Source organism: Saccharomonospora iraqiensis subsp. paurometabolica YIM 90007 (assembly GCF_000231035.2).
Classification (GTDB): Bacteria; Actinomycetota; Actinomycetes; order Mycobacteriales; family Pseudonocardiaceae; genus Saccharomonospora; species Saccharomonospora paurometabolica.
This window is the reverse complement of record NZ_KI912247.1, coordinates 206,865-207,909: the sequence shown is the minus strand read 5'-3', so window position 1 is coordinate 207,909 and position 1,045 is coordinate 206,865. Positions and strand designations below refer to the sequence as shown.

Annotated in this window: 1 pseudogene; it reads right to left on the bottom strand. The window is 75.9% G+C overall.

Annotated features, from left to right (window positions below):
* Nucleotides 1–1,045: pseudogene (locus SACPADRAFT_RS33005) on the bottom strand (hypothetical protein); the annotation flags it as partial.

Genomic DNA, 1,045 nt, shown 5'->3' with positions numbered 1-1,045 from the left:
CCAGGTTCGCCGACGCCCACCAGCCGGACCGGCGGCGTTCCCGCGTCTCGCGGGCCCGTTCGCCCCACCACCAGAGCCGCTCGTGGAACCGGCCACGCAGCGCGGCGCGGTGCCTGCCGTTACCGCGCAGCACCTCGCGCCGGTTGTGCAGCTCGGGCAGGCCGCGCCGCAGGCACTCGGCGTAGTAGCGGTGGTCGCGTTCGTCGGCCGTCCCGGCCGCGTGCAGGCGGAGGATCTCGTCGCGCAGCAGTTCGAGCTGGGCACGGGTGTCGGCCTCGGCGCGTTCGGCGGCCTCGGCCTTCTCCCGGGCCGCCGTGAGTTCGTCGTCCAGCTTGCGGACGTCCTCGGACACCGTGTGCACCCGGCGCCGGCAGTCCTCGATGCGGGAGACGAGCACCTGGCGTTCGTCCTCCGCCGAGCGCAGCTCCCGGCGGTCCTCCCGGCGCCCCCGGTACAGCAGCCCGCCGTCGCGCAACCGTTCCCGCAGGTCGGACAGCCGCTCCTCGACACGGGCGAGCCGGTGGGTGAGCACCTTGGCCTCGGCCCGGCGGGCGAGTTCGTCGGCCACCCGGTCGCGGGCCTTGCGCGCGGTCCGCACCGCGGCCTCGGCGTCGCCGTGTTCGCGCACCAGTTCCCAGTGCCGCTCGCGCAGCCGCGCGAACTCGGACTCCAGCGCGGTGATCCGCTGTCCGTTCTCGACGCGCCGCTGGGCGGTGGCGAAGGCGACGTCGTCGTAGCCGTCCAGGGCCTCGTCCAGCCGGGCGAGTTCGCGTTCCACGTCGGTGAGCGCGACGAGGTCGGTCTGCAGCCGCAGCCGCTCCGGGTCGTGTTCCACGGGGGCCGGGGCGACGCCCACGTCGTCCGCGGTGACGTGCAGGACCCGCAGCCCGCGGCGGGACAGGTCCTCGGCGGCCCGTTCGGCGACCGTGCTCTTGCCGCTGCCCGGTGGCCCCCAGACCAGGTGGACACCGGGGCGGAGACACGTGTCGTAGGCGTCGTCGCCCGCCGGGTCCAGCTCGCCCGCGGCGAGCCGGTCGGCCAGCGG